The following is a 22535-nucleotide window of genomic DNA, read 5'->3' as shown; positions in this document are numbered from 1 at the left end:
TACGATTAATGCGTAAATTCAATCTATATTCGAAAGTAAGACGTGCAAACCCTTATCGAAATCTTGCCAAAGCTACAAAAATCCATCGTCAAGTACCTAATCATCTAAATCGTAATTTTCATCAAACAGAGCCAGGCAAAGTGTTTTTAACAGATATTACGTATTTACAATATCGTGGCGGACAAACAGCGTATCTATCGTGTATAAAGGATGTTGCAACACGAGAAATCGTTGCATATGAGGTATCGACAAGTTTACGCATGGAGTTTGTTTATCGTACGCTAAAGAAATTAGAAGAACATATCAATGACAATTTACATCCTGAAGCGATGATTCATTCAGATCAAGGTTTCCACTATACACACCCAGCATTTCAAAAATGCGTCAAAGAAATGGGATTACTTCAGTCAATGTCTCGCCGAGGAAACTGCCTAGATAATTCGCCAATGGAGTCATTCTTTGGGCATTTTAAAGATGAAATAGAATATAAAGAAGCTGGAAGCTTATCAGAATTAAAATATATGATAGATGATTATATGGAGCACTACAACAATACAAGAAAGCAATGGACGTTAAAAAAAATGACTCCGGCAGCATACCGAAGTCATTTAATCGCTGTTTAATGTAGCAAATGGTCTTTTATTAAACTGTCTACTTTATAGGGTTCAGTTCAAAAATTTCGTACAGGGCTTCTTTTTTATACTGTCTGTATTAGCTTAATCATAATTTCATAGCTAAAAAAGACTGAAAGTATTGTTAACAACATAAACACTACCTTTTCAGCTTTACTACCCGTTTTTGTAGTAATGGGTAGACGCACTGAAATGGAAACTGGGAAGAACAGTTTAACACCCTTCTTCGTCCCCATATCAAGAAGTATATGACTGGCCATCCCTAATAAAATACCTAGTGAAATGGATTTGTAAGGTATAAATGTATGTAGTAGCATTCCAACTAGAAATAAAAAAAGCAAACTATGTGTAAAGGAACGATGTCCAAACATAGTATTGACAATCTTTGAAATAATGGGAAGCTTCCTCCCAATTTTACTGCCGCCATGGCAAATATCTGGAAGTAATGCACCGATAACTCCTGCTCCTACTAAAACAAGAGGATTATCATTAGAAATTTGTGCAAAAGCAAGGCTTGCCGTGATGCCTCCGATAATATGTGTATTCCCTTGCATATTTACTTCCACTCCTTATGTCTCTATATTTTTACCTTTCTTAATTTATCACACCCCAGCCCAAAAGGGAACATATATTCCGAACAAACAATCCCCCTTTTTTATATTTACTCGTAAAAAACTCTCATAAAAATCAGAAACATTTCACGTTCTTATTGTATATATAAGATGATTAGAGATAAAAATGAGTATTGGAGGTTATATATGAAATCTATCAAAGGAATTTTGTTTATTATACTAATAATGAGTAGTAGTGCTTACCTGTGGTATTTTGCTACACCTATAGAACCTATCCATGCTATTAACAGGCTTAGTCATATCATTGGAGGCATGGCCATTACAGGCTTCTTTCTTGTCTTCTTTTTAGCAACAAGAATAAAAATTTTTGAGCGTTGGTTCTATGGGCTAGAGAATGTTTATTTTTATCATAAATATTTAGCAATATTTTCACTAGTATTGGTGATTATCCATGGGCAATTACAAGATCTAGTCCCCCGCTTCGATAAAGTAGAAAGAACTTCATTCAGTGAATTTGCGAAAGAACTAGGGTCACTTGGCCAATATGGGTTCATTGCGCTTATTTTAATTGCACTTTTAGCTAAATTTCTAAAATATGAACATTGGCGGATCTTTCATCGGTTATTGCTTATCCCTTATACATTTGGAATTTATCATGCTTATTTTTCAAGCAGATACGATTTATTACAGCCTACACCTTTAGGAATTTTCACCGTAATAACGGCTACTATTGGATTTATGTCAGCATTATATATGTTGACGATGTATCAGGATATGTTTTTTAAATATAATGGCAACATTACGGGGATCAAAAAATTGGGGCCAAATGTTATTGAGCTGGAACTCACACTTGATAAAACATTACCGTATCGACATGGACAATTTATTTTTATCAAGATTTTGCAAGATGGCATAGAAAAGGCGCCTCATCCATTTTCTATTTCAGGTGGCGATGAAAAAAAAGTATTTATCTCTATGAAGGTACTTGGTGATTTCACAAAAAAAGTATATGATTCCGTGCAACTGAACACACCAGTCACACTTGATGGTCCATATGGTCATTTTAATTTTGAAAATGCCTCACAACAACAAGTTTGGATAGCAGGTGGCATAGGCATTACTCCATTTTTATCTTATTTGCAATCACAGCCCGTCGATCGTAATATCGAGTTATTTTACACTTATCATGGCGAAGACAACGCAATCTATAAGGAATTTTTACAGGAGTATGCACAAACAAATCAACAATTTAGCGTGAATTTTATTGATACTGCCCAAATGGACAGGCTTTCTTTTGAAAATATTTCAGTGCCCGCGCATACGAGTATTTTTATGTGTGGCCCCCAAAAGATGCTTAAACGTTTTGCAAAGCAATTGAAAACCTGCAATAAAGATCTAAGCATTCACTTCGAAGCATTTAAATTTAAGTAATTAATCAATGTCCGGAATCGGCTTTGTGCTTAGGCCTACACGAGGGCCGACACGATGTCGGTCATTTCGGTAATGCCACAGGACGTGGCATTTTTACCGATGCAGGTCAGTTAGCCGTTATCGCATGGATGCGATGATTTTAGGCTAACATCCTAAGTGAACTCCTTTCCGATTCCGTGACATCCGCCGGAGGCTTTAGGCCAACACGATGTTGGTCACTCAGCCGTTGCCACAGGGCGTGGCGTTCTTAGACTGAGTTCCACTATTTCAGCAGATGTTTGGATACCCGCTAAAAGAAGTCAAAACTCTCTAATTCGAGCAATTTACTTGGAATATTAAAAAGGATATCGTATAGTAAAAATCTCATCAAATTTAAAGGAGATTTTTTAACATGACTACAACTAAAAGTTATTTAAATAAAGTAATGCACGATCGTAAATCTGTTCGTAAATATGAGGCAAATTTTAAAATTCCACAATCTGAATTAGAGGACTTGCTTGTTGAGGCAACAACCGCTCCATCATCAAGCAATTTACAACCTTGGCGCTTTTTAGTCATCCAAGATGAAGCAGTAAAAAAAGAACTACGTTTGATTGCTAATAACCAGGAGCAAGTTGAAACTGCTTCTGCCATCATTGCGGTATTAGGCGATACTGAAATGTACAATAATGTAGAAGAAGTCTATACAAAAAATTTCGAACTTGGCTATATGGATGAAGCAACATCGAATATGATGATTGAAAATTCATTAAAGCTTTATTCAAACCTTCCTAAAGAGGTTCTAAAAAATATTGCTACATTTGATGCAGGCTTAATTTCTATGCAAATCATGCTTTTAGCAAAAGATATGGGCTATGATACAGTACCAATGGGTGGCTTCAATAAAGAGGCTTTTGCGAAACACTTCGAATTAACAGATAATCTAGTGCCAATCGTCTTAATCGCCATCGGAAAAGCAGCAGCACCAGCTTACGGCTCATCTCGTTTAGCGTTAAATGACATTGCCAAATTCATTTAAGACTATACAAAATGTTCTTTTTAGAATAAATATGATACACTGACTATAGAATAAAAAAGACTGGATGCGTTAACATCCAGCCAAAAGCAACAATCATGCCGCAACCATAGCGGCTGACCAAGTGAAAGTTATAGCAATCGCCACCTTACTTAGCCGGCAGGGTGGCTATTTCTTTTTATTTTGAGAGACAATAATGCTAAGCATCAGTGTAAGTACTGCAATTAGCAAAATGCTACTTTGTACAATCAAACTGAATGCTTCAAATACTGTCATCCGCCTCACCCCCTTTCAAAAGGGAGTTCAGCCGCCACCTGCTTTATGAATTGTTGCTATTGATAGTCTACCAATTTTTTGAAATATATTCTACGGAAAATCCTCAGAAGATTTATGTTTTCCTCGCAGATAGTCAGGAAAGGCTATATTCTCATTTGCCGCTTCAGGAGCACGAATCCCGACTTACGTTGTGCCTAATAAACACGAAAAGATTCCTTTGTTATTCTGACAATTTAGCTAACGACTCTTTCAAAAGCTGCAGTTCGGGCATTGATAACGTAACACCCTTTCCCATCTTTGTATGATCCTCCGACCAATCTCTAATATCGTATTTCGGTTCACGATCATTCCAACTAATTAAATTCAATTCTTTTTTCCAGCCTTTATTGCCCTCCGATAACACCGCAATCGTTTCAATAATTTCGTACTTAATTTCTGCCATATGTATTCCTCCTTAATGCATCTGTAATAAGAACTATATCTTGAAATAATAGGATTATCAAACGTGACAAAGCATGAAATAATGGAATTGTATAGAAATTAGATCGCGAAATCTGGACTTTTCTATGGTCTTCCTTAAAGTAATCAAATTATTACTTCAATTTGTGTACTTTCTTTGGTTTCTATACTTCAAGTACTAATGGCAACAACCTTCCCAATTTAGTCTTTGCCCCATTGAAATTCCTTCAATGCTCATAAAAAAAGATAACGCCTGCACGATACAGTCATCATCTTTTTTAAGTTACCTAAAGCGTATTGTCTTTTACAAAGGACACAAATTATATTATTGTTAGTTTTTCTTTTTATTATTTTGTAGGAATCATTTCAATTTGATCAACAATGAATTCATTCTTGGCACTATCGAATTTATATGTGATGTTGAAATCACCTCCATATACTGGAGATACTCCTACAGACCCAGGCATATTTAATTTTATTTTTTGATTTTCCAATGTATAAACAACTACACCGCCGAAAGCAAGTTCATCTTGATCTAGATTTGGCGCTGGATCAAAATCATAATCAAATTTAGATTCTTTTCCTTGCGCTGTAGCTGTAATCGTTAATGTACCATCATTATTTTTAACAACTTTTGATCTAATTTCATTAGCCACAATGTCTTCATAACTTTGTACTTTAAACTCTGATAAATCCTCAACATTAATAACATGAATATCATAGTTATCTAATCCTGTTCCTCGTCCAGTTTGGATTATAACTACGGCTTCTTCCTTATCATCATTTGTAAGATCTGTATAGAAAAGCTGGGGTTTAGTTCCTGTATTAGGGATTTCCCAATCAAAGTTTTTTCGTTTACCATCAATATCCAAAACTACGCTTTTTATTTCATTGTTTTCTTCATTAAGTGCGTAAAGTTTAACTTTTTTATCATCTGAAGTCTCAATCAACTTTTCATCTTTCTGTTGCTCCGACTGCGTTGTTTCCTGTTCACCAGAAGCCTTTACTGTACTTGCTGTTGACTTATCTAAACTGCATCCAGATAGTGTAAAAATACTCAACAACATCAATATTCCAATTTCTTTTTTCAATTTCTATGCGCCCCTTCCGCCTATTATTTTACACGTGCTACATGCAATATAACATGTACTCTCTTCTACTGTAAAATAAAGGATAAAAACAACATTCATTTTTAAAATAACATCACCGAAGGCTTTAGGACAACAGATATTCTTTTGTGCTAAAGCCTAGTTCCAACGTAGCGGCAGCAACATTACTACCGAACTAGGAAGTAACGACAAGGCTAAGCCATCCTTTGTCATTACTTCCTTTTTTGGTTCAATCACTAATTCATGGTTTGTCTTATAATCCGGTAGCAAAAACACATTATTATTATCAAATATAATTCCAAGAAAATAATATAAATATGTTTTTACCATTAAGTTCCGGATATTTTTAACTGTAGATTTATTACTTTAGCACTGTTATCATAAAAAAGTATTTTTTAGAAAGGAGGTTATCTTGTGTACGATTCTTATTATTACGATGATTTTGATGCGGCTCTCGGAGGTATATTTATCATTATTATGTTAATTGGGCTTGTGCTGAGTATTGTAAGCTATGTTATTAGTTCACTCATTTATTATAAGGCTTCAAAAATAAATGGTTTTAGCGATTTAGCTTATATTGCATGGATTCCAATTATTAACGTTTATAGCCTTTTCCTATTAACTGCAAAGGGTGAAGATAACGCAACTGTCCGTGGTGCAGCGAAAAAGAATGCTCTTATTTACGTTGGATTAATAATTGTTTCATTTGTTCCGCTTATAGGTATTATTGCTTCATTAGGTCTTTTGGGCTTTACTTTATATTTCACTTATCGTCTCTTCTATCGTTGGACTGGTGAAACTGGCAAAGCTATACTTTATATCATTTTATCATTCATTACATTCGGACTATTCTATTATATTTACGGCTTAATGAAAATGAATAAACCTTTCGTTGCATAAATACATATGCAAGTACAAAAACCTCTTTACACCTTTAAAAGGGTATAAGAGGTTTTGAACTTATTTTTACTATAGAATCTCCTGATTTTTAGGGAAGACCTTATCTCACGTTTTAACTTTTGAATTTTTGATTCCTCTATCCTACCATTGTAGTTATTCGAAATTACTTGAGAAATCATTGTATATTGTTCTCCATTCACAATAACTTTGCCTCCAGGCTGACTAACAGTACCGTTTGGAAAACCGTTACATCCACTCAAAAGAGGTACAATCAAAATGGATAAAATTATTTTTTTCATTCCAATCACCCCTATAAATAAAATTATAGAATCGATCATAGTAAATGTTCTTCAGTATCCTATGTAAATGTATATCATTATAATTTTAGCTTCCCTCCTCATCCTTTACTTCAATTAAATATATACCTTTTGAAAACCCTCCTCGTTGCCTCTTCTTCTGAGTCCGTATTTCTTTTAATTGTTTGTAGGAAACATCGTACATTTGTATAGCTGTATGTACTAGTTCTAAAATATCTGCAAGTTCCTCAATGGCTTCTTTTGGAGAGGTTGCCTTTTGAAATTCTAATGCTTCTTCTTGCATTTTCACTTTTATTTCTTCTAAATGTTCACTCTGCTCTAGTATTCTTATGTTACATGTTTTACCTCTCGCCTCAATTACTTGTGGAATTAAATCACGTACTAATTTATTGTATATTGGCATGTCCCCAGTCTCCCTTTTAACATCTTATTTTTCACCATACTTCTGCTGAATCATTTGAATATGTTGTTTTTTGACTTCATCTGATACTTGCATTTGAGGCACAAGCTTATTGTAAATTGCTTGAATATCGTCTTGAGAGAAAAGCTGTCTTGCAGTTTGCTTTTGTGTTTGGATAAAACGCCTTAAATTCTCTCGTTTTACAATATGTACATTTTGGGAAGTTACAGCCACTTTTTTCAATGTACAGCGCTCACTAAACACAATGACTGAATGAATTGATTCTATCGGAAGCTCCAGGAAATCTTGAATTGCACGTATGTGCGTAGCATTTTGACGGATCGGATTGAAAAATTTATATTTTTTCTTATTCGGCATCGTTTGTGTCCATTGCTGTTGTGCTTCATTACCAAAAATCCAACCACTATAGTTTTTTGACTCAATCACATATAGTCCCGTTCGATCAATAAATAGAAGGTCAACTTCCGTTAATTCATCTGAATTTCTCTTTGGAACATATACATTTAATAATTGCCTATGACTCTGTAAAGCATGCTTCTCAATAATTTTCGATGTTAAGTACTCACCATTTCTCCCTTTATTGAATTTAACTGCAAAGAAATTATTTTTTGTCAGTTTATAATAGACACTTTTCCGATAATTTTTGTCCATGAGGTAAAAGCTTAAAACTATCAATACAAAGAAAATAATTAGCAACATAAATCCCCCTATCTTATAATTTTTTTACTCCATAAAGGCAATAATTCCCAAAATCATTATACCAATTTTACCAATTATGTTTTTACATTCTTCAACTATTTTCCTTATCAATTACCACTGTATTTTTGAAAAAGAAGTTAGCTATCAAAAAGTATGTTATAATATAATTAGAATATTTAGAATCTACAAATTTTAGCGCAAAGGGGTTATGATAGTGTACGAAAATATTTTAAGACATCCTGGGCCTACTCCTATCCCAAAAAAGGTTCAGCTTGCGATGAATCGTGATATTATTAGTCATCGAAGCAATGAGTTTGTGGAGCTTTACCGTGAAACAATTGAATTAGTAAAACCTGTCTTCGGGACAAAACAGGATATTTTACTCCTTCCATCAGGTGGTACGGCCGCTTTAGAAGCTGCTGCGATTAACACTGTTTCTGCTGGTGAAAATGTTGTTGTAATCACTGTTGGAGCGTTCGGAGACTATTTCGTTTCGATTTGTGAGAAATACGGTTTTCATGTACATAAGCTTGAAAAAGAATGGGGACAAGCTTGCACAGCGAAAGAGCTACGAGAATTTTTGCAGCCGTTACAAGAGATTAAAGCTGTTTTTATCACTTACAATGAAACTTCGACTGGGATCATAAACCCAATTGCTGAATTAGCACAAGTTGTTCGTGAAGAAACGGATGCATTATGTATTGTCGATGGTGTAAGTTGCCTTGGTGGAGCTCCTGCTGAAATGGATGCTTGGGGCATCGATATTCTTGTTACTGGCTCTCAAAAAGCCATGATGCTACCTCCTGGACTTTCTTTAGTCAGTGTAAGCGAAAGAGCTTGGAAAGTTATTGAAGAAAATAAAGCACCATCCTATTATTTAAACTTATTGAGCTATCGTAGCTGGGCAGAAAAAGGAATGACTCCGAATACGCCTACTGTCACACTAATATATGGACTTCATGAGGTATGTAAGCTTATAAAGGAAGAAGGAGGCATTGAACAAACAATTGACCGCCATGAACTTATGAAAAACATGGTTCGTCATGCAATGAACGCCCTTAATATTGAACTTCTCACTACTGATGAGCAGGCTTCTCCGACCATTACAGCGATTATGGCACCAAAAGGAATAACTCTCGGTGACTTCTTGTCACATTTAAAGCAGCAATATCATTTAGATTTCGCTGGAGGACTTGGTCATTTGCAGGGTAAAATTTTCAGATTCGGTCATATGGGCTATTGTTTCCCAAGTGATATTTTACAGGCCGTTTCTTTAATGGAAGCAGCACTTCAAGACTTTGAATATGACTTTGAGCCAGGCGCAGGTGTACGGGCAGCACAAGAAGTATTTTTAACCGCCCAGCGAAAACAATGCCACGAAAAAGCGAGACTTTAATCAGTGAGGTCTTCTGTATTCCCAGAGATTAGTCTTCACCAATTGGGCTTATACGAGCAGTTAATCTCCCATCTAGCTTGTTGTTTTCATTCTTACTGCTTGTAACGTGGGATAAAGCTTTAAACCTCCAAATCTATATATGGATTTGGAGGTTTGTTTATTTATTTGAGTTAATTTCATAAATTTAATCCCTCTAGTTTCAATGGGCCCGAAACAAATTTTTCGTTACTGCTTTTTATATTGAGGCTGGGACATAATTAGTCTCGAGAAGGAATAAAAAAAAGTGAAATCACGTCGTCGATTTCACTTTTTTTATTATTTTTGAAAGAGGCAGACAAGGCTTTGCCACCTTGTCTTATATTTTCGAATATTCACGGCTATTTCAGAAATTTATTTTGTCTCAGCCTCTACATGTACCATTTAATTTTATTCGTAATAGTTTACAAAATTTATTTAAGTAATGTGAGAGTTGTTGCGATTGCATTGTCAACAAATGATTTTTGTGGTTGAGATTTCATCATGACCGTTAATCCAATTAACGCTACAATTAGAGCCTGTGCTATAGACTTTGCATCCGTGCCTTCCTCTAATTCACCTGATTGGATTCCTCGTTCAATTGTCTCCTGAAAAATGACTGCTAGATAAAGTTGATGTTCTCTCGTTAAGATTTCAAATCTCTCATCATGAGGAGCTAGTTCAACCATTGTATTGATGCAAAAACAGCCGTTACTAAGATCTTTCGTATATTCAGCAGCAATCACTTCTTCAAAAAAAATAGCAAATGTCTGTTTTACAGAGGTATGACCTTGAAGTCTAGCTCGTATATCAGCTGCACGAGATGTCGTATATCTACGAAGTGCTGCTTCGAATAGTTCTTTTTTATCACCAAACGTTGAATATATACTCGGACGTTGAATCCCCATTCTAGCAGTGAGATCACTTAAAGAAGTAGCTTCATAGCCCTTCTCCCAAAATAACTGCATGGCAGCCTCTAAAACTTTTTCCTCATCAAATTCACGGGTTCTTGCCATAAAAAATCCACCTCCATTGTTTAAGAGTTAGTGAGTTTGTCACTTTAAATTTTTAAATACCAAACAGTATGTAAATATTGTATAATCAGCTGCTTTTATTGTCAATTTTCATTGTGTTAGGTAAATACGGAGTAAAATAATTTTAAATAAACACTTGACATTATAAACAGCACTAAGATATATTTACCAATAATTATATTGTACCGAACGGTATGTTATAATTAAAATCCAATATTGAATGGAGGATAGGGTATGGACAATGATCTGAGGCCAGAAGTGGATGCTTCTGTGATGATTCTACAACCCTCTATGTCTAGAACTGTAACTTTATTATTCGCTACAGCCTGTGGAATGTCTGTCGCCAATATTTATTTCGCACAGCCGTTACTTGATCAATTGTCTAATGAATTTAATATTGATCACTCGACAATAGGTGTTGTAATTACCATCACGCAGATCTTTTATGGGTTGGGCTTATTATTTCTAGTGCCTCTTGGAGATTTACTAAACCAGCGACGCTTGATTATCGGACAGATGCTATTATCCACAACGGCTTTGGTTATAGTTAGTACCGCTTCTTTTAGCGTGGTACTTTTTACAGGTATGGCCTTAGTTGGTCTACTTGCAGTTGTGACGCAGACACTTGTGGCGTTTGCAGCAACTATGGCCTCCCCTACAGAACGCGGACGTGTTGTTGGTATTGTTACAAGCGGGATCGTCATTGGCATTCTTCTCGCTCGAACCTTTGCTGGTCTATTAACAGACCTTACAGGATGGCGTTCCGTCTATCTAGTCTCTGCCGCCCTCATGTTTGTAATGGTTTGTATGTTTCTGAAGGTGTTACCAAAGGTGGAGCGTGAAGTAAAATCACTCCCCTATCATCAGCTAATTAAATCCGTTTTCACTCTGTTTATGCAAGAAAGAACATTACGCATCCGCTCAGTTTTAGCCATGCTAATTTTTGCTGATTTCAGTATTTTGTGGACTTCACTTGTTCTGCCACTTAGTGCGCCACCATTCGCTCTTTCACATAGTGTAATTGGCGCATTTGGTCTCGTTGGAGTGGCTGGTGCACTAGCTGCAGCACAGGCTGGGAAACTGGCCGATCGAGGTTACGGACAAAGAACGACAGGTATTGCTTTAATTCTATTACTCATTTCATGGTTGTTTATCGACTATCTAGAACAGTCGTTATTGGCATTAATTGTAGGTATTGTGTTGCTTGATTTGGCCGTACAGGCAGTACATGTCACTAATCAGACGATGATTCTTCCATTACGTACAGAGGCACGGAGTCGACTTACCGCGGGATATATGATGTTTTATTCCATCGGCAGTGCTGGCGGCTCATTTGCTTCTACACAGATGTATGCACACTTTGGTTGGGAAGGGGTTTGTTTCCTCGGAGCTTTAATCAGTGCAATTGCTCTAATTTTTTGGGTTACGACTAAACGGTTTACAAAATATTAGATTTGACTAGGAGAGATAACAAATGGAAATAGGAATTACCTCTTTTGTAGAAACAAAACCAGATGTTCATAGTGGTGAAGTGATTAGTCATGCACAACGTTTGCGTGAAGTGGTTGAAGAAATCATTCTTGCAGATCAAGTGGGGCTGGATGTGTTTGGTGTTGGCGAGCACCATCGAGAAGATTATGCTGCATCCTCTCCAGCAATGGTGCTATCTGCTGCAGCTCCACAAACAAAAAAGATTCGGCTTACAAGTGCGGTAACAGTTCTATCTTCAGCTGATCCTGTACGTGTCTTTCAGGATTTTTCCACATTAGATGGACTATCGAATGGGCGTGCTGAGATTATGGCAGGTCGTGGTTCCTTTATCGAATCCTTCCCCTTGTTTGGCTACAATTTAAATGATTATGATGAACTATTTGAGGAACATTTGGACTTACTCCTCAAAATTCGCGAGTCAGAAAAAGTAGTATGGGAAGGTAGACATCGACCAGCAATCAATAATTTAGGTGTGTATCCAAGACCCGTTCAAAACTCCTTACCAATATGGGTTGGTAGCGGAGGAAATCAACAATCTGCCATCCGTGCTGGACTTTTAGGATTACCACTTATGCTAGCAATCATCGGTGGCAATCCAATGCAGTTTGCACCTATCGTACAGCTCTATAAAAAGGCAGCTGCTCAAGCAGGGCATGATCTATCAAAACTTCAGGTGGGATCTCATTCGATAGGTTTTGTTGGCCCGAATACTGAATGGGCAGCGGATACGTTTTTCCCATCAACAAAGGCAGGTATGAATAAATTGGGCAAAGAACGGGGTTGGCGATATTATGATCGCACTAGCTATGATGCTGCACGAAGTTTCGAAGGTGCGTTATATGTAGGTGATGAAGATACAGTTGCTGAAAAAATCATCCATCTTCGTAAACACGTAGGGATTACACGTTTTATGCTGTACGTACCATTAAGTACAATGCCACATGATCAAGTTATGCAAGCTATAGAATTGCTCGGAACAAAAGTTGCTCCTCGTGTACGTGAGGAAGTTGCCAAATGGGAGGCGAAAATAGCACTAGAAGGACATCCATTTCTTTAAGATATCATTATTTAACAGGAGGAAATTATATGTCGATCAATAATCGAGTCTTGCCAGAATTAAGACAGGCTTACTCCCAATTTCCAGGCTTTCGGTTGGAGAAAGATTTAGAGTGGAGTCGAAGTCTCTTGTCCACCCCACCTTCGGAGAAGTCAGAACTTGTCCACACATCAAACCGTATGATTCCCAGGGGGGATAGAGACGAGATGTTGGTTAAAATTTATGAACCAGTTGAACGAAATATTAATCAACTTCCAGCGATGCTTTGGATTCATGGCGGTGGTTTCGTTATGGGACACCTTGATATGGATGATATTTTATGTGAACGCTTTGTTCAAACTGCTAATTGCGTTGTCGTTTCGGTTGATTATCGACTTGCTCCTGAGCATCCCTACCCGGCGGCTATAGAAGATTGTTATGCAGGGTTAGTATGGATGACAACCGAGGCACCATCCCTCGGCATCGATGTCAAACGGGTGGCGATTGCAGGCGCAAGTGGTGGCGGAGGACTAACAGCAGCTCTAGCATTATTGGCTCGCGATAAAGGAGGACCTTCAATTATATTCCAGATGCCACTGTATCCAATGCTTGATAACCGAAATGAAACACCTTCCAGCTATGAGATTACTGAGGACCATGCAACATGGAATAGAACTAATAATTTGACCGCTTGGGGTATGTACTTAGGTGAGGAAAAGGACACCCATGAGCTATCTCCGTATGCGGTCCCTTCAAGAGCAGATAACTTAGCAGGATTACCTTCAACTTATACATGTATAGGTCAACTCGATTTATTTCGAGATGAAACCATTGATTACGTGACACGTCTTGCCCAAGCAGGAGTAGATGTTGAATTCCAACTCTACCCTGGTAGCTTCCATTGCTTTGAAGTCTTTGTGCCAGATGCAGAAGTAAGTCGACGAGCTAGTCAGAATTATTTAGATGTCATGGCACGCGCTCTTCATTCTTAATATCGGATAACCTTAACTTCAAATGAAGCCCTCTCCCCTACTGGCTGATTTGAAAAAGTTGGACTGCGTAAGAGAACGATACACCTAAGTAAAATTGCAATTTAGGCCAATATTTCATGGCAGCGACTGAATAATCTTTTAAAGCTAGAATTATGAATATGAGTGCATTTTCAAAAGCTAAAAGTGTTATACTTATAAGCACGTTATAAAATGAGGAGTTAGACAGAATGAAATATTTTAAACCACAAATGCAGCAACTTGTGAAAGAAAACCGTGAATTACATGATCGCCTAAAAGAATTAATGGCCGAAATGGATTTACAAAAAAATTATGCTTTAAAAGCTCTATATCACGCTGAAGTAGCGGACGGTGGACGCTATCAGCAAGATTATCAAGCGTTGGACTATTTATATAAATAACCTCAATGAGCAAATACACTTTTAATAATTTCAAATCAATTGTTTAAAAGTAATAAACGCAAGAATGTTGATTCCGATCGCATTCTTGCGTTTTCTTATTAAATACTTTAATCATCAATCCTTGCTACTTACACTACCTTTGTCATGTATTCCTCACGCATTTCCACCGGCACCATACTTCCACCTGTTGCCCAAATAAGATGGGTAGCTTGCTCCATCTTATTAACTAAATCATGCTTTTCTAAATAACTTTGTCCTTTTTTCATTAACTGAATTGGTCCGAACATCCCTGCATGTGCAGATGGCTCTAAAAATAAACCTTCTACTTCCATCGCTAATGCAAGCGATTTAAATAATTGCTCATCTTTTACCGTGTAGCAGCCACTAATATAAGTTTCCATTACTTTCCCAACAAACTTAGAAGCGCGACCAACAGCAAGGCCATCTGCTTCTGTTTTATTATCAAGACCAATATCTTCTACACTGATGGCGTCATGTAAACCCGTCATCAAGCCCATTGTCATACAAGGAGAAGCTACGGGCTCAGCGAAGAAAACATGGGCATGTTCTCCAAAAATTTCACGTATACCGTATGCAACACCGCCTGGTCCACCACCTACACCACACGGCAAATACACGAACAATGGATGGGCTTGATCCACTGTAATATTCGTCTTTTCAAACTGTACTTTTAAACGCTTCGCCGCCACTGCATAGCCAGCAAATAAGTCCTTCGAATTCTCATCATCAATGAAATGGCACATAGGGTCAAGTTCAGCTTCTCGACGCCCTTGTTCCACAGCAACGCTATAATCTGCTTCATATTCAATAACTGTCGCACCTTTTTCACGCAACAATGCTTTTTTCCACTCTTTTGCATCACTCGACATATGTACAACGACATTAAAGCCGAGTTTTTTGCCCATAATGCCGATACTTAATCCTAAATTACCTGTAGAACCTACGGCAATTGTGTATTGCTGGAAGAATGACTGAAAATCATCTGTTGCCAATACAGCATAATTGTCCTCTTTTGTTAGTTTGCCACTAGCGATGGCAAGGCGCTCTGCATGCCTTAATACTTCAAAAATACCCCCACGAGCTTTAATAGAGCCTGAAATTGGCAAAGTATGATCACATTTTAAGATCAATTGACCTGGTATGAAAACGTCAAATTCCTTTTCAAGAGCTTTCTTTATCAAAGCTATGTCTTTTATAGATGATTCAATAAGTCCTTTACTTTCCAAAAGCTCAGGAAATGCAATAATCAAATAGGAAGAAAAACGTTTAAGTGTTTCTTCTGCTTCCTCAACCTCTTCCATTGAAAAAAGATTGGTTCCCCCCCCTTTTTTTCGATTTGTATTTTCCCATAGCACAGTTTCATGATTCGCTAGCTCTTCTAATCTCGGAAATCGATTAAATAGTTCGTGTTTAAGTTCATTTTTCACCATTAGATTCCTCCACTTTTTTAGCTAAAATTGCTCGTTCACAAATTTGTCGAAATTTCAATTCGAACGAAATATTGTTTTCTTGTGTTCGTTTTTTAGGCCCTCTCGTACGTCCACCTGCACGTCTAATTTTTTGTCCAACATGGCGCATATCGAGCAAACGTTCGATATTTTCATCGGACATCTCTCTTCCATTTTGATCGATTGGATAACCACCTCTTGCCAAAACCATTGCTGCTAATCCGTAATCCTGTGTAATGACAATATCATGCTTTGAAAGCGCATTCACTAGCGTAAAATCAACCGAATCTGGTCCCTTAGGAACAGTAATTGTTATTACATTATCACGTTCAACACGGTGGGATGTATCGCAAAACAAGATTGTTTCAATCTCAAACTCAGATGATATAGATAGTGCTAAATCCACGACTGGACAAGCATCAGCGTCAATTAAAACCTTCACAATAAAGCATCATTCCTTTCTCATAATTAGATAGATCAATCACATTATTATTATTTTAATATAACAAATTCTCGCCCCCGTTTGTTAAATTTTTCACAAACTTAAGACTGTTAAAAAAAGTATTTTATTGAATAGTGCGAAAAATAGATATACGATACACCTATCAACTTACTGGAGGTTTTTTACTATGACAACTTTAACTGTAAGCAACGAACAATTAGCAAAAGAATACGTTGATGGCGTATTTGAGCAACTAAAAAACCAAAATAGCTATCAAGCAGAGTTCTTACAAGCAGCTGAAGAAATTTTTATTTCATTAGTGCCTGTATTTGCACAACACCCTGAATATATAAAAGCCAATATCTTATCTCGTATCGTTGAGCCAGATCGAATCATTTCCTTCCGTGTTGCTTGGCAAGATGATAACAATCAAGTTCAAGTAAACCGTGGTTACCGTGTACAATACAATAACGTAATGGGGCCATACAAAGGCGGCCTTCGCTTCCACCCTTCCGTAAATGAATCCATTATCAAATTCTTAGGCTTTGAACAAATTTTTAAAAATGCTTTAACTGGCCAACCAATCGGTGGTGGTAAAGGCGGCTCAAACTTCGACCCTAAAGGTAAGTCAGATTCAGAAATCATGCGTTTCTGTCAAGCGTTCATGACTGAATTATACCGCCATATTGGTCCTGATGTCGATGTTCCAGCAGGTGATATTGGTGTAGGCGCTCGTGAAGTTGGCTATTTATGGGGCCAATATAAGCGCATAACAAAAGCAAGTGAATCTGGTGTATTAACTGGAAAAATTCCTGGCTATGGTGGTTCTTTAGCCCGTAAAGAGGCAACTGGTTATGGTACTGTTTATTTTGTAAATGAAATGCTAAAAGATGCCAACGATTCTTTCGAGGGTAAAACAGTTGTAGTTTCTGGTTCTGGTAACGTTTCAACATATGCAATTGAAAAAGCACAATCCTATGGTGCAAAAGTTGTTGCTTGCTCTGACTCTTCAGGCTATATTTACGATCCAGAAGGTTTAGACCTTGATGCAATTAAAGAAATTAAAGAAGTAAAAGGCAATCGTATCTCCACTTATTTAAACCATCGTCCAAATGCTACATTTAAAGAAGGCTGCACAGGTATCTGGACGATTCCTTGTGACATCGCGCTTCCATGTGCTACTCAAAATGAAATCAATGGCGATTCGGCTCGTACTTTAATTGAAAACGGCGTAAAAGCTATTGGTGAAGGTGCAAACATGCCATCAGACTTAGAAGCAATTAATGAATTTTTAAATGCGGGCGTATTATTTGGTCCTGCAAAAGCGGCTAATGCCGGAGGTGTTGCTGTATCTGCTCTTGAAATGGCGCAAGATTCAAGTCGCGTATTCTGGTCATTTGAAAAAGTAGATGCTAAATTACACGAAATTATGAAAAATATTTACGCAGATAGTAAAGCGGCTGCTGAAAAATATGGTTACCCTGGGAACCTTGTAGTTGGCGCGAACATAGCTGGCTTCGTAAAAGTTGCTGATGGTATGCTTGCTGAAGGCGTATATTAATAACTTTACCTCACCCTAAGATGATAACGAATATTCGTTATCATCTTATTTTTTAATAAAAAAAGCGTTGAAATACGCTTAAAATTTACATTAAAACGAACGATTTTACTATTAAATAATCAAAACATTCGTGTTATAATATTGGAGTACTACAACATATTGGAGGGTTTTTTGTGGAATTATTGTATACAGGTAAAACGAAAAATGTGTTCAAGTTAGAAGATGGTCATTACTTATTAAAATTTAAAGATGATGTAACTGGTGAAAACGGCGTATTCGACCCAGGTGCTAATACTGTTGGATTAACAATCGACGGTGCTGGTTTGGCTGGTCTTCGCTTAACTTCTTATTTCTACTCAAAACTAAACGAACAAGGTGTTCCTACTCACTATGTTGATGCAAACTTCAACGATGCAACAATGACGGTAAAACCTGCAACTGTTTTCGGTAAAGGGTTAGAGGTCATTTGCCGCTTCAAGGCAGTAGGTTCTTTCCTACGTCGCTATGGTGCTTACGTGAAAGAAGGTCAAGACTTAGATTCTTTCGTAGAAGTTACCATCAAAGATGATGATCGACTAGATCCTCCTATTTCTGAAGATGCTTTAGCAATGTTAGACCTGTTAACACACGAAGAATATGCAATTTTAAAACAACGTACAATTGAAATTGCTAAATTTGTTGCTGCAGAACTTGCCAAAAAAGGGTTAACTCTTTACGATATTAAATTAGAATTTGGCCGTGATGCTCAAACAAATGAAATTTTATTAATAGATGAAATTTCAGGTGGTAATATGCGCGCTTACAAAGGTGAACAATACATAGAACCATTAGAGCTTGAAAAAATTATGTTAGCTGAATAAAAAAACCATTCTATTAATATGCTATGTAAGACTAGTTACGAGTAATCAAAAGAGTCGCTTTTTTTGCGGCTCTTTTTGTTAATAAAATGATTTCTTTTGAAACTTTTCACTAGGTCATTCCGTATACTCATTATACGCATAAATTTATCCTATTATTTTGGAGGTAATTTGATGGATAACTATAATGAATCATCACAAGAAAGGCCAAAGGTTAATCCATTTTTGTCTATTTGGTTGCATCCAAAGAAAACAACCCGTTACATGATTGAAGAAAAATCAATAGGTTTTGCGATTCTTCTCATGTCAATTGGTTATATTGGCGTTACACTTACAGACCTTATTGATAGCACATTTTTGTCAGACGTGTCTCCTTGGTTTATCGTCATTTTTTGTGTTATTGCAGCACCGATTTTAGGGCTAATTGGTACGGCTTTTTCTGCACTAATCACTTGGCTGTTCGGTAAACTTTTTAAAGGAACAGGTACGTACTCACACTTATTCAAAGGGCTAAGTTTAACTTCTATCCCATTTATAGTACTTATTCCTTTTTATTTAATTTGGTTATTTACATCACCTGAGTCTTTAATGAATTCTGACTTCGCTGGAACTTATCCTTGGGTTATTTGGCCAGCACTTTTATTAACCCTTGTGGTTGTAATTTGGTCCCTCGTTATTACAGTAGGAATTGTTGCCGAAGCACATCAAATTCCAAATTGGATGGCCTTCTTAACGCTCTTAATTCCAACCATTATTTTCGGTATACTATTCATTATTCTTATTATTGTTCTATTTTTCATTTTCGGCATTTTTATCGGAATGATGTAAAAAAATCTCCCCTCTCTATGAGAGTGGGAGATTTTTTAGGTTCACCTGTATACGTAAATGTTAAACTGAAAGCACTGTATTTTGTTGGAAGAGCTCCGACACACCTGACTCAACAGCTGCACCACTTACAGCTTGCGAAACAATTTCAACAACCCGCTCATCTAATGATTTAGGTACAATATATTCTTCGGTTAATTCCTCATCACTAACAAGAGCCGCTATCGCTTCCACTGCCGCTATCTTCATCGCTTCATTAATATCTGTCGCTCGAACATCCAATGCCCCTCGGAAAATACCAGGGAAAGCGAGTACATTGTTAATTTGGTTCGGATAATCCGAGCGTCCTGTCCCCATAACACGCACTCCCCATGCCTTGGCGTTTTCATACGTAATTTCAGGATTTGGATTCGCAAGTGCAAACACGACCGGATCTTCATTCATTGAAGCAATATGTGCTTCTGTTAATAAATTGGCAACCGATACGCCGATAAAGACGTCAGAACCTTTAATGGCATCCTCCAATGTACCATGTATTTTTTCTGGATTTGTTAAATGGGCAACCGTTTCTTTAATCGGATTCATACCTTCAGCGCGGCCTTCATAGATGAGTCCCTTTGTATCACACATAAAAATATTTTTATAGCCCATTTGCACAAGAATACGCAAAATAGCAATACCCGCTGCTCCTGCACCATTAATCACAACCTTCATCGTTGCCACATCTTTCTTCACAATACGATTGGCATTAATCATCCCTGCACCTACTACAATCGCTGTCCCATGCTGATCATCATGAAATACAGGAATATCACATTCTTGGCGCAGACGATCTTCAATTTCAAAGCATCTTGGTGCTGAAATATCCTCTAAGTTTACAGCACCAAAAGTTGGAGCAAGTGCCTTCACAATGCTGACGATTTCATCCGTACTCTTCGTATCTAAGCAAATAGGAAAAGCATCAACATTGGCAAAGCGCTTTAATAAAATCGCCTTCCCCTCCATTACCGGTAATGCCGCCTTCGGACCGATATCTCCTAATCCCAATACCGCTGTACCATCTGAAACAACAGCCACCATATTTCCCTTCATTGTATAGTCGTAAACAAGCGATGGATTTCTTTCAATCTCTACGCAAGGCGCAGCTACCCCCGGAGAATACGCAAGACTTAGATCATATGAATCTTGCACAGGTACTTTAGAAATCACCTCTAATTTCCCAGTATAATACTCGTGCATTTCTAAAGCCTTTTTCATAATGTCCATTCAATCCCATCCTTTTCTTTTCAATTTATTATATATTCCAGAATCATAATACTTTGTGAAAGTAAAGTCAACGAATTTTCTGCCAATTATATTTCGTCTTCGAAATAGCGCCATTTTTAATCGTTCATTCCTATTTATCGTCTTGTTATCCCCTTCACAATCAATTATTTCAATATAAAATTTACAACTATTAGCCTTTCAATAAATGTATAAATACCGGCATTAAACCTGCTCAACTTTTCACATAGTATTTTTCTTATGTAAATGAGAATTTTTTCACAAACTTATGTAAGCGCATCCATTACTCTATCTAGTTTCGTCACATTTTCTCCACATTTTTTCACAAAGTTTTTTATTATATTCATTCCTTAGCAGTGTCACGTTAATCAACAAAAAAGAGCCCTTATTTCAAGGACTCTTGCGTAAACTGATTTATAAATGCGGTGATAATATGCTTGGAAGACCATTGTTCCCCTGATACTTTTGTAATCGGGTATTCTCGAGAAAAGATTGATTTTGTCATTTCCTCTACCGAATAACCTTTATGAAACAGTTGCCTTATATTCGCCTCCATCTCTTCTAAATAAGCAATTTTTTCTTGTATTTTCGCTCGACCATCCGCTATAAAGCCTGCATGACAACAATATACTACCTCAAAATCATAGTTTGCTATTTTTTTCAAAGACGCTAAGGTATGTACGATATTTTCTTCATCAAGGACAACCTTAGTTTTCGTTTGTATATACAAATCGCCTGTAAACATAGCACCCGTTTCCCGATTATAAAATGATACATGATCTGTCGTATGCCCTGGCGTTTCAATAACATCCCAAGTAGCTGAATTCGTTTGTAACGTATCGCCAAGCGGTTGAGCTATAAACGCCGGTCGCTCACCCCATAATGCCTGTCGATAAAATGGATACTCCCCATCCTTTGCGCAAAGGCTCACTGAATCACAGTGAACATAGATAGGTACACCCGTATGTTGCTGAATCCATGCCGCATTTCCCGAATGATCCTCATGAGAATGAGTGAGCGCCAATTGTTCAATCGGTAATTCTTTAAAAAAAGATTGGAACTCCTGAGAAAGTGAGTATGAGCCTGTATCAATTAATAACCCATCTACAAAAAAGCTAAAAACACTCATGCCAATACCCTGAACCGCCACTTTCCCATGAGCACATTGCACATCACGATTCTGTTGAATTTCTATACTTTTCTCTCGTTCAAACATCCTTTCTCCCCCTTTGTAAAAAGAGTTTAGCATAAAATGAATATTCAGTCATTTCATTAATACATGAAAACTCGGTTCGTTAGTATAATTTCGCTTTGGTGGGGCTATCCACGGTTTGGATGGAGCTATCCTTCATTTTGACGGTTCTATCCACGATTTGGGCGGGGCTATCCTTCTTTTTGACGGTTCTATCCACGATTTGGGCGGGGCTATCCACGACTTTGATGGTTCTATCCACGATTTAGGCGGAGCTATCCTTCTTTTTGACGGTTCTATCCACGATTTGGGCGGGGCTATCCTTCTTTTTGACGGTGCTATCCACGATTTGGGCGGGGCTATCCACGACTTTGATGGTTCTATCCACGCTTTGGGCGGGGCTATCCATCTTTTTGACGGTTCTATCCACGATTTGGGCGGGGCTATCCTTCTTTTTGATGGTTCTATCCACGGCTTTGGCTTTTCATTCCGTCGCTTTGATTTCTATCCGTCACCTCCGCTCTTCTTTCCGTCTCTCTTGCCTTTCTTCCCGTCGCTTCGACCTTTCTTTCATCACTTCAGCCTTTCTTCCCGTCGCTCTGATTTCTATCCGTCACCTCCGCTCTTCTTTCCGTCGCTCTTGCCTTTCTATCCATCACTTCAGCCTTTCTTTCCGTCGCTCTAATTTCTA

24 protein-coding genes and 1 pseudogene are annotated in these 22535 nt (G+C 37.4%); 13 read left to right on the top strand and 12 right to left on the bottom strand.

Annotation, left to right across the window (positions count from 1 at the left end; translation table 11 throughout):
- Nucleotides 1-623, top strand: a pseudogene (locus AC3WSK_RS05170) (IS3-like element ISBsp3 family transposase); the annotation flags it as partial.
- A gap of 74 nt (nt 624-697) precedes the next feature.
- Here the strand turns inward: AC3WSK_RS05170 and AC3WSK_RS05165 are convergent.
- Nucleotides 698-1186 carry a metal-dependent hydrolase gene (locus AC3WSK_RS05165; protein WP_079560058.1) on the bottom strand — a complete coding sequence of 163 codons (489 nt, stop codon included), beginning with the start codon at nt 1184-1186 and terminating at the stop codon, nt 698-700.
- 204 nt (nt 1187-1390) lie between these two features.
- Between AC3WSK_RS05165 and AC3WSK_RS05160 the strand changes: the two genes are divergently transcribed.
- Both AC3WSK_RS05160 and AC3WSK_RS05155 read left to right on the top strand, forming a co-directional pair.
- Nucleotides 1391-2635 carry a ferredoxin reductase family protein gene (locus AC3WSK_RS05160; RefSeq protein ID WP_079560057.1) on the top strand — a complete coding sequence of 415 codons (1245 nt, stop codon included), beginning with the start codon at nt 1391-1393 and terminating at the stop codon, nt 2633-2635.
- Nucleotides 2636-3026: 391 nt separating this feature from the next.
- On the top strand, nt 3027-3653 hold the full coding sequence (locus AC3WSK_RS05155; protein ID WP_427484679.1) for a nitroreductase family protein: 627 nt from the start codon (nt 3027-3029) through the stop codon (nt 3651-3653).
- A gap of 165 nt (nt 3654-3818) precedes the next feature.
- On the opposite strand, the gene AC3WSK_RS05150 is transcribed toward AC3WSK_RS05155, so the two are convergent.
- The 3 genes from AC3WSK_RS05150 to AC3WSK_RS05140 all read right to left on the bottom strand — a co-directional run bounded on the left by AC3WSK_RS05150 (nt 3819) and on the right by AC3WSK_RS05140 (nt 5476).
- A complete protein-coding gene (locus AC3WSK_RS05150; protein WP_427484680.1) occupies nt 3819-3926 on the bottom strand; it encodes a putative holin-like toxin in 108 nt (35 codons plus the stop codon).
- Nucleotides 3927-4146: 220 nt separating this feature from the next.
- Nucleotides 4147-4368, bottom strand: a complete 222-nt coding sequence (locus AC3WSK_RS05145) for a YdbC family protein (protein WP_079560055.1) — start codon at nt 4366-4368, stop codon at nt 4147-4149.
- 364 nt (nt 4369-4732) lie between these two features.
- Nucleotides 4733-5476, bottom strand: coding sequence for a hypothetical protein (locus AC3WSK_RS05140; protein WP_492412787.1), 744 nt, complete (start codon nt 5474-5476; stop codon nt 4733-4735).
- Between the two features lie 432 nt (nt 5477-5908).
- On the opposite strand from AC3WSK_RS05140, the gene AC3WSK_RS05135 reads away from it, so the two are divergent.
- Nucleotides 5909-6394: a hypothetical protein gene (locus AC3WSK_RS05135; RefSeq protein ID WP_492412785.1), complete on the top strand. Its 486-nt coding sequence runs from the start codon at nt 5909-5911 to the stop codon at nt 6392-6394.
- A gap of 26 nt (nt 6395-6420) precedes the next feature.
- On the opposite strand, the gene AC3WSK_RS05130 is transcribed toward AC3WSK_RS05135, so the two are convergent.
- From AC3WSK_RS05130 to AC3WSK_RS05120, 3 genes are all read right to left on the bottom strand, one after another.
- Nucleotides 6421-6693, bottom strand: coding sequence for a lipoprotein (locus AC3WSK_RS05130; RefSeq protein ID WP_427484684.1), 273 nt, complete (start codon nt 6691-6693; stop codon nt 6421-6423).
- Nucleotides 6694-6778: 85 nt separating this feature from the next.
- Nucleotides 6779-7114: a pyrophosphohydrolase domain-containing protein gene (locus AC3WSK_RS05125; RefSeq protein ID WP_427484685.1), complete on the bottom strand. Its 336-nt coding sequence runs from the start codon at nt 7112-7114 to the stop codon at nt 6779-6781.
- A gap of 24 nt (nt 7115-7138) precedes the next feature.
- Nucleotides 7139-7831, bottom strand: coding sequence for a nuclease-related domain-containing protein (locus tag AC3WSK_RS05120; RefSeq protein WP_079560051.1), 693 nt, complete (start codon nt 7829-7831; stop codon nt 7139-7141).
- A gap of 214 nt (nt 7832-8045) precedes the next feature.
- Between AC3WSK_RS05120 and AC3WSK_RS05115 the strand changes: the two genes are divergently transcribed.
- On the top strand, nt 8046-9227 hold the full coding sequence (locus AC3WSK_RS05115; protein ID WP_492412782.1) for a pyridoxal-phosphate-dependent aminotransferase family protein: 1182 nt from the start codon (nt 8046-8048) through the stop codon (nt 9225-9227).
- A gap of 449 nt (nt 9228-9676) precedes the next feature.
- Here the strand turns inward: AC3WSK_RS05115 and AC3WSK_RS05110 are convergent, their stop codons facing one another.
- Nucleotides 9677-10258 carry a TetR/AcrR family transcriptional regulator gene (locus AC3WSK_RS05110; RefSeq protein WP_079560049.1) on the bottom strand — a complete coding sequence of 194 codons (582 nt, stop codon included), beginning with the start codon at nt 10256-10258 and terminating at the stop codon, nt 9677-9679.
- Between the two features lie 252 nt (nt 10259-10510).
- On the opposite strand from AC3WSK_RS05110, the gene AC3WSK_RS05105 reads away from it, so the two are divergent.
- The 4 genes from AC3WSK_RS05105 (at nt 10511) to AC3WSK_RS05090 (ending at nt 14214) form a co-directional block, all read left to right on the top strand.
- On the top strand, nt 10511-11728 hold the full coding sequence (locus tag AC3WSK_RS05105) for an MFS transporter (RefSeq protein WP_079560048.1): 1218 nt from the start codon (nt 10511-10513) through the stop codon (nt 11726-11728).
- A 22-nt stretch (nt 11729-11750) separates the two neighbouring features.
- A complete protein-coding gene (locus AC3WSK_RS05100; protein ID WP_427484688.1) occupies nt 11751-12824 on the top strand; it encodes an LLM class flavin-dependent oxidoreductase in 1074 nt (357 codons plus the stop codon).
- 29 nt (nt 12825-12853) lie between these two features.
- Nucleotides 12854-13795, top strand: coding sequence for an alpha/beta hydrolase (locus AC3WSK_RS05095; RefSeq protein WP_492412779.1), 942 nt, complete (start codon nt 12854-12856; stop codon nt 13793-13795).
- Nucleotides 13796-14022: 227 nt separating this feature from the next.
- Nucleotides 14023-14214, top strand: coding sequence for a hypothetical protein (locus AC3WSK_RS05090; protein ID WP_053482024.1), 192 nt, complete (start codon nt 14023-14025; stop codon nt 14212-14214).
- A 128-nt stretch (nt 14215-14342) separates the two neighbouring features.
- Here AC3WSK_RS05090 and dsdA read toward each other — a convergent pair whose 3' ends face one another.
- Together dsdA and AC3WSK_RS05080 are read right to left on the bottom strand one after the other, a co-directional pair.
- On the bottom strand, nt 14343-15662 hold the full coding sequence (dsdA, locus tag AC3WSK_RS05085; protein WP_492412793.1) for a D-serine ammonia-lyase: 1320 nt from the start codon (nt 15660-15662) through the stop codon (nt 14343-14345).
- The gene (locus AC3WSK_RS05080) at nt 15652-16125 is read right to left on the bottom strand and encodes a YaiI/YqxD family protein (protein WP_492412776.1); all 474 of its coding nucleotides are present in this window, start codon (nt 16123-16125) and stop codon (nt 15652-15654) included. Before AC3WSK_RS05080 ends, dsdA begins: the two co-directional genes overlap by 11 nt.
- Before the next feature lie 187 nt (nt 16126-16312).
- Here AC3WSK_RS05080 and gdhA point away from each other — a divergent pair, with 187 nt between their 5' ends.
- The 3 genes from gdhA (at nt 16313) to AC3WSK_RS05065 (ending at nt 19371) form a co-directional block, all read left to right on the top strand.
- Nucleotides 16313-17686, top strand: coding sequence for an NADP-specific glutamate dehydrogenase (gdhA, locus tag AC3WSK_RS05075; RefSeq protein ID WP_492412774.1), 1374 nt, complete (start codon nt 16313-16315; stop codon nt 17684-17686).
- 173 nt (nt 17687-17859) lie between these two features.
- Nucleotides 17860-18546: a phosphoribosylaminoimidazolesuccinocarboxamide synthase gene (locus tag AC3WSK_RS05070; protein ID WP_197144151.1), complete on the top strand. Its 687-nt coding sequence runs from the start codon at nt 17860-17862 to the stop codon at nt 18544-18546.
- 171 nt (nt 18547-18717) lie between these two features.
- Nucleotides 18718-19371, top strand: coding sequence for a Yip1 family protein (locus tag AC3WSK_RS05065; RefSeq protein WP_427484691.1), 654 nt, complete (start codon nt 18718-18720; stop codon nt 19369-19371).
- Nucleotides 19372-19431: 60 nt separating this feature from the next.
- Here AC3WSK_RS05065 and AC3WSK_RS05060 read toward each other — a convergent pair whose 3' ends face one another.
- A complete protein-coding gene (locus AC3WSK_RS05060) occupies nt 19432-20634 on the bottom strand; it encodes an NAD(P)-dependent malic enzyme (RefSeq protein WP_427484692.1) in 1203 nt (400 codons plus the stop codon).
- A 403-nt stretch (nt 20635-21037) separates the two neighbouring features.
- The gene (locus AC3WSK_RS05055; RefSeq protein ID WP_079560039.1) at nt 21038-21868 is read right to left on the bottom strand and encodes an MBL fold metallo-hydrolase; all 831 of its coding nucleotides are present in this window, start codon (nt 21866-21868) and stop codon (nt 21038-21040) included.
- Nucleotides 21869-21983: 115 nt separating this feature from the next.
- On the opposite strand from AC3WSK_RS05055, the gene AC3WSK_RS05050 reads away from it, so the two are divergent.
- Complete coding sequence (locus tag AC3WSK_RS05050) at nt 21984-22529, top strand: hypothetical protein (RefSeq protein ID WP_492534971.1); 546 nt, start codon at nt 21984-21986, stop codon at nt 22527-22529.
- Nucleotides 22530-22535: the final 6 nt, after the last annotated feature.

Source organism: Lysinibacillus sp. EB271-A1-10B (assembly GCF_058791335.1).
Note: the sequence above shows the minus strand (reverse complement) of the source record. Positions and strands in the feature narration are given on the sequence as shown.

Excerpts from the sequence above, each read along its gene's own strand:
- AC3WSK_RS05165 (WP_079560058.1), bottom strand. The coding sequence starts at position 1,186 with ATGCAAGGGAATACACATATTATCGGAGGCATCACGGCAAGCCTTGCT.
- AC3WSK_RS05160 (WP_079560057.1), top strand. The coding sequence starts at position 1,391 with ATGAAATCTATCAAAGGAATTTTGTTTATTATACTAATAATGAGTAGT.
- AC3WSK_RS05155 (WP_427484679.1), top strand. The coding sequence starts at position 3,027 with ATGACTACAACTAAAAGTTATTTAAATAAAGTAATGCACGATCGTAAA.
- AC3WSK_RS05150 (WP_427484680.1), bottom strand. The coding sequence starts at position 3,926 with ATGACAGTATTTGAAGCATTCAGTTTGATTGTACAAAGTAGCATTTTG.
- AC3WSK_RS05145 (WP_079560055.1), bottom strand. The coding sequence starts at position 4,368 with ATGGCAGAAATTAAGTACGAAATTATTGAAACGATTGCGGTGTTATCG.
- AC3WSK_RS05130 (WP_427484684.1), bottom strand. The coding sequence starts at position 6,693 with ATGAAAAAAATAATTTTATCCATTTTGATTGTACCTCTTTTGAGTGGA.
- AC3WSK_RS05125 (WP_427484685.1), bottom strand. The coding sequence starts at position 7,114 with ATGCCAATATACAATAAATTAGTACGTGATTTAATTCCACAAGTAATT.
- AC3WSK_RS05120 (WP_079560051.1), bottom strand. The coding sequence starts at position 7,831 with ATGTTGCTAATTATTTTCTTTGTATTGATAGTTTTAAGCTTTTACCTC.
- AC3WSK_RS05110 (WP_079560049.1), bottom strand. The coding sequence starts at position 10,258 with ATGGCAAGAACCCGTGAATTTGATGAGGAAAAAGTTTTAGAGGCTGCC.
- AC3WSK_RS05105 (WP_079560048.1), top strand. The coding sequence starts at position 10,511 with ATGGACAATGATCTGAGGCCAGAAGTGGATGCTTCTGTGATGATTCTA.
- AC3WSK_RS05100 (WP_427484688.1), top strand. The coding sequence starts at position 11,751 with ATGGAAATAGGAATTACCTCTTTTGTAGAAACAAAACCAGATGTTCAT.
- AC3WSK_RS05095 (WP_492412779.1), top strand. The coding sequence starts at position 12,854 with ATGTCGATCAATAATCGAGTCTTGCCAGAATTAAGACAGGCTTACTCC.
- AC3WSK_RS05090 (WP_053482024.1), top strand. The coding sequence starts at position 14,023 with ATGAAATATTTTAAACCACAAATGCAGCAACTTGTGAAAGAAAACCGT.
- gdhA (WP_492412774.1), top strand. The coding sequence starts at position 16,313 with ATGACAACTTTAACTGTAAGCAACGAACAATTAGCAAAAGAATACGTT.
- AC3WSK_RS05065 (WP_427484691.1), top strand. The coding sequence starts at position 18,718 with ATGGATAACTATAATGAATCATCACAAGAAAGGCCAAAGGTTAATCCA.
- AC3WSK_RS05060 (WP_427484692.1), bottom strand. The coding sequence starts at position 20,634 with ATGGACATTATGAAAAAGGCTTTAGAAATGCACGAGTATTATACTGGG.
- AC3WSK_RS05055 (WP_079560039.1), bottom strand. The coding sequence starts at position 21,868 with ATGTTTGAACGAGAGAAAAGTATAGAAATTCAACAGAATCGTGATGTG.